The sequence below is a fragment of the Roseiarcus sp. genome, assembly GCF_052145395.1.
Lineage (GTDB): Bacteria > Pseudomonadota > Alphaproteobacteria > Rhizobiales > Beijerinckiaceae > Roseiarcus.
In genome coordinates this window covers 1-5,504 of the sequence record NZ_JBKQOT010000228.1, presented here as the reverse complement: position 1 = coordinate 5,504, position 5,504 = coordinate 1, and the positions used below count along the sequence as shown (strand labels likewise).

General features: G+C 61.7%; 2 protein-coding genes and 1 pseudogene. 2 read left to right on the top strand and 1 reads right to left on the bottom strand.

Annotated elements, in window-relative coordinates:
* Positions 1–1,796 (top strand): efflux RND transporter permease subunit (locus ACLP25_RS07785; protein WP_442468643.1); only part of this gene is annotated, 1,796 nt, incomplete at its 5' end.
* Complete coding sequence (locus tag ACLP25_RS07780; protein ID WP_442468642.1) at positions 1,793–5,122, top strand: efflux RND transporter permease subunit; 3,330 nt, start codon at positions 1,793–1,795, stop codon at positions 5,120–5,122. The genes ACLP25_RS07785 and ACLP25_RS07780, both read left to right, overlap by 4 nt.
* A 193-nt stretch (positions 5,123–5,315) precedes the next feature.
* Here the strand turns inward: ACLP25_RS07780 and ACLP25_RS07775 are convergent.
* A pseudogene (locus ACLP25_RS07775) lies at positions 5,316–5,504 on the bottom strand (histidine/lysine/arginine/ornithine ABC transporter ATP-binding protein); the annotation flags it as partial.

Sequence of the window (5,504 nt, the reverse complement as noted above, 5' to 3'; positions counted from 1 at the left end):
CCGTGTCGCTGATCGCGGTGCTGATCCCGTTGTTGTTCATGGGCGGCGTGATCGGACGCCTGTTCAGCGAGTTTGCGGTAACGCTCGCAATCACGATCGTGCTTTCCGCCGTCGTGTCTTTGACCCTCGTGCCGATGCTCTGCGCGCGCATGCTGCGGCGCCGGTCGGAACGCGATACGAGCCGGTTCGAGCGCATCAGCGAAGGATTGTTCAACATGACGCTCAGCGCCTACGAGCGCGGCTTGCGCTGGGTGCTTCGCCATCAGGGACTGACCTTGTTGGTGGCGATCGTCACCGTAGCATTGACGGGATACCTGTACGTCGTCATCCCGAAGGGACTGTTCCCCGTGCAGGATATCGGAGTCCTCCAGGGGATCAGCATCGCAGACAATGCGGTTTCGTACCAAGCGATGTCGGCTCGGCAGATGGCGCTGGCGGATGCGATCCTGAGAGACGCCGACGTGACCAGCCTGACCTCGTACGTCGGGATCGACGGCTCCAATGCGACCCTGAACAATGGCCGCTTTTTGATCAATCTGAAGGGAGTCGACGACCGTTCGCTCACCGCCGAGCAGATCGCCAGGCGCATTCAGGGTGAAGTGGCGCATATTCCGGGCATCAAGCTCTATCTGCAACCCGAACAGGATCTGACGCTCAATACGACGGTTTCACCCAATCAGTATCAGTTCGTTTTGCGTGGCCCCAGCCAGCAGGCGTTCGCAAAATACGTGCCTCAGATCATCGACAAGATGAGGCAGATCAAATCGATCTCCGACGTCGACAGCGACTTGAACAACGAGGGGCTGACGCTCAATGTCGATGTCAACCGACAGCTCGCCGCACGCTTCGGCATCACCCCGGCGACGATCGACAACGCGCTTTACGACGCGCTCGGTCAGCGCATCGTCACGACGATATTCAACCAGTCGACGCAATATCGCGTGATCCTGGTGGCCAAGCGCGATCGCCTGCCCGACCTGAAATCCTTGCAGTCGCTCTATCTGCCGAGCCAGACGGCGGCGACGGGGCAAGTGCCGCTTTCCGCCATCGCCGACATCAAGACCGGGAAGTCCCCGCTTGTGATCAGTCATCTGGCGCAGTTCCCCGCCGTGACCGTCTCCTTCAATCTGACAGAGCATGCGTCGCTGAGCACGGCGGTCGACGAAATCAATCAGGCCATTCAGGCGGTGCATCTGCCGCCGTCGATCACCAGCAGCTTCCAGGGCGCGGCGCAGGCCTTCCAGGACTCGCTTTCCAGCGAGGTGTTCCTGCTGATCGCGGCGCTCGTCGCCGTCTATATCGTGCTGGGCGTGCTGTACGAGAGCTTCATTCATCCGGTGACGATTCTTTCGACGCTGCCATCGGCCGGCATCGGCGCGTTGCTCGCGCTGATGATGGCCGGCGAGGACCTTGATGTGATCGGCATCATCGGGATCGTCCTGCTCATCGGCATCGTCAAGAAGAACGCGATCATGATCGTCGACTTCGCGCTCGAAGCCGAGCGCGTGCATGGCCGGTCGCCCGAGGAGGCGATTTTCGAAGCTTCGTTGCTACGCTTCCGACCGATCCTGATGACCACGCTCGCAGCGATGCTCGGCGCCCTGCCCATGCTCCTGGGCTCCGGCACCGGTTCCGAGCTGCGCCGGCCGCTCGGCCTGGCGATCATCGGCGGTCTCGCGCTGAGCCAGCTCCTGACGCTGTTCACCTCGCCGGTCATCTACCTCGCGTTTGACCGCCTTGCACGGCGTCTCGGCCATCGCCGGCCGGACCCGTCCCCGGCCGAGAGTCCAGCGTGAATATTCCCGCGCTTTTCATCGACCGACCGGTGGCGACGACACTGCTCGCCGTCGCGATCCTGCTATCGGGCGTGCTCGCCTATTTCCACCTGCCCGTGGCGCCCTTGCCGAACATCACGTTCCCCGTGGTGGTCGTCCAGGCGAACATGGCAGGGGCCGCGCCCGAAATCATGGCGGCCACCGTCGCCGAGCCGTTGGAAAAGCGTATGGCCACGATCGCCGGCGTGACGGAACTGACGTCGACCAGCTATGTCGGCGCGGCGAGGATCATCGCTCAATTCGACGTGAGCCGCGACATCAACGGCGCCTCCCGCGACGTCCAGGCGGCGATCCAGGCGGCCCGCGCGGACTTGCCGACAACCTTACGCACCAATCCGACGTGGCGCCAATATAACCCGTCCGACTCGCCGATCATGATCCTGGCGTTGACGTCGGATACGCTCACTACTGCGGAGCTTTACGACAGCGCCGATACAGTGATTCAGCAGCAGCTGTCCCAGGTCAACGGCGTCGGCCAGATCACGCTCGGCGGCGCCGCGTTGCCTTCCGTCCGCATCGAACTCGAACCGGACAAGCTCAACAGTTATGGCATCGGCATGGAGGACGTGCGGGCCGCGGTCTCCGCCGCCAACGCAGACAGCGCCAAGGGCGATCTCGACGTCGGCGGTCGACGCTACGAGGTCACGTCCAACGATCAGGCCTCCGTCGCGGCCGACTACAAGAACCTCGTCATTGCCTACCGCAAAGGGTCGCCGGTCCTGTTGCACGATGTCGCCGAAGTGGAAGATTCGAACGAGAATATCCGCAATGTCGGCCTTTACAACGGCAAGTCGGCAGTCGGCGTCATCGTCTATCCAATCCCGGGCGCCAACATCGTCGAAACCGACGCGGAAATCCGGAGGGTCCTGCCCTCGGTCGAGGCGACTCTGCCGCACGGCGCCCATGTCAACATCGCCATGGACCGCTCGCAGTCCGTCAACGCCGCAGTCGAAGACACCGGACGCACCCTCACCATCGCCGTGACGCTGGTGATCGCGGTGGTTTTTGTCTTCCTGCAATCCCTGCGTTCAACGTGGATACCCGCGGTGGCCTTGCCGTTGTCGATCATCGGCACGTTCGGACCGATGTATCTGATCGGGTACAGTATCGACAATCTTTCCCTCATGGCGCTAACCATCGGCACCGGCTTCGTCGTCGACGATGCCGTCGTCGTGCTTGAAAACATCGTGCGTCATCTCGACTCGGGACTGAGTCCGCGTGACGCAGCTTTGCGCGGCAGCGCCGAGGTCGCCTTCACGGTAATTTCGATGAGCCTGTCCCTGATCGCTGTGTTCATTCCCATACTATTGATGCCGGGGACTGTGGGCCTGGTGTTTCACGAGTTTGCGGTGACCCTGTCGATCGCCATCCTGTTTTCGATGGTGATCTCGCTCACCATTACGCCATGCATGTGCGCCCACGTCCTGAAATCGCGTGCCGAGTTGCATTCCAGGCCCCGCTGGGCCGTCTGGATGGAGAACCAGTTCGATCGGTTCAGGAACGCCTATGCGCGCGGGCTGCATGTCGTCCTCGACCGCACGCTGCTGGTCGGGCTGGTGCTGATCGGCTTGATCGTCGGAAATGTCTATTTATTCGAGCTTTTGCCGTCCACCTTCTTTCCCGAGCAGGACACGGGCATCGTGCTCGGTCAGATCATCGCCGATCAGGATATCTCCTTTCCGGCGATGTCCAAGAAGCTCGCCCAGTTGCAAAAGATCGTGCAGACGGATCCCGGGGTCGCCTCGGTCTTCGGCTTCGCCGGTTCGGGTTCGGCTGGCCGAGCCGGCAATACCGCCAATATCTTCGTTGAACTGAAACCGCTCGCGGAGCGAGGCGTTTCAGCAGCCGAAATCGTCCAACGCCTACGCCCCAAACTGAGCAGCATTGCCGGGGCGCGGCTGTTCCTGCAGGCGCAACAGGACTTGCATATCGGCGGCAGGCAATCGGCAGCGGAATATCAATATACCTTGAGCGGTGACGACGCCGACGCCATATACAAGCTCGTCCCGAGGCTGATAACGGAGCTTGGCAAACACCGGGATCAATTGACCGATGTCAACACGGACATGCAGCAGGACGGGTTGCAGACCTATGTGACAATCGATCGCGACACTGCGGCGCGCTATAATCTCACGCCAAATCAGATCGACGCAATACTCTACGACGCCTTTGGTCAGCGCACTGTCTCCACCATCTACAATCCGTACAACCAATATTTTGTGGTGATGGAGGTCGCGCCGAAATACTGGCAATATCCGCAAGCGCTCAATCGGATTTTCTTCAGCACGGCAGCCGGCAATGTGGCCGGGACGCAACAGACGCAAATGCCGGCCGGCACGGTCAGCGGCGTGAACCCGTTCATTTCGGTCGTCACGACTCAGGCGGTTGCGGCAAGCACGAACACGTTGAACGCCAACGCCCAGGCCAACCAGGCCACGAACGCGATATCCAACAGTCGCGGCGGCACGTCCAGCGGCAGTTCCGACAGCACCGCCGCCGAGACGATGGTGCCCGTGTCCGCCCTGGCTCAGTCCGTCAACAACCATACGGCAATTCAGGTCAACCACCAAAGCGGCCTCATCGCGGCGACGATCTCGTTCAACCTGCCGCCCGGAGGATCGCTCAGCGGCGCTCTTGCCGCGATCAATTCGGCCATGAGCGAGTTGGGGGCCCCCGCCTCGATTCACGGCACGCTCCAAGGCTCCGCCCAGGTCTTTGCGCAGTCTCTGGCCGCAATTCCGCTTTTGATCCTCGCAGCGCTCGTGGCCGTTTATATCGTGCTGGGAATTCTCTACGAAAATACCATCCATCCCCTGACGATACTGTCGACTCTCCCCTCGGCCGGGATCGGCGCGACGCTGGCGCTCCTGCTGTTCAACGTGCCGTTCTCAATGATTGCGCTGATCGGCATAATTCTGCTCATCGGCATCGTGAAGAAGAACGCCATCATGATGATCGATGTCGCGATCCATTTGGAACGCTACGAGAAGCGTGATGGGAAGGAGGCCATTCACGAGGCGGCCGTGATACGTCTCCGACCGATCATGATGACCACGGCCGCCGCGGTGCTCGGCGCCGTGCCGCTCGCGATTGGCATCGGCCAGGGGGCGTCGCTGCGTCAGCCGCTCGGCATAACCGTGATGGGAGGGCTGATACTCAGTCAGATCTTCACGCTCTTTACGACGCCGGTAATCTATCTCTCTCTCGAACGTCTACGTCTCAAGCTCGTCGGACTCGCTTCCGAATTGCCGTGGCGCGCCGGACGCCAAACGGGTTTGAACGCATGAAGATCCGGACCCTCCTCGCGGTCGACCGACCAGGCGGCCAGAATATCAAGCGAAAGATTCTGACGACGAGATCGCGGCGAAATCAGACGCCTGCGGACGGAGGCAAGCTTCTCAGAAAGTGTTGAGACGGATGCTCTGGATCGCGCTGCGATTGCGGAGCAAACCCGAGCCGGACGGACGCCGACCGGCGCCCTTACCCGCGCTCCTTGCTGATGAACTGCCGGAAGCGCTCCGACGTCGCCCCCGAGAACAGCGCCTCGGGCTCGCCCTCGGCCTCCACCAGCCCCTGATGCAGGAACATCACCCGGGTCGAGACGTCGCGGGCGAAGCCCATCTCGTGGGTCACGACCAGCATGGTGCGGCCTTCGTCGGCCAGCGCGCG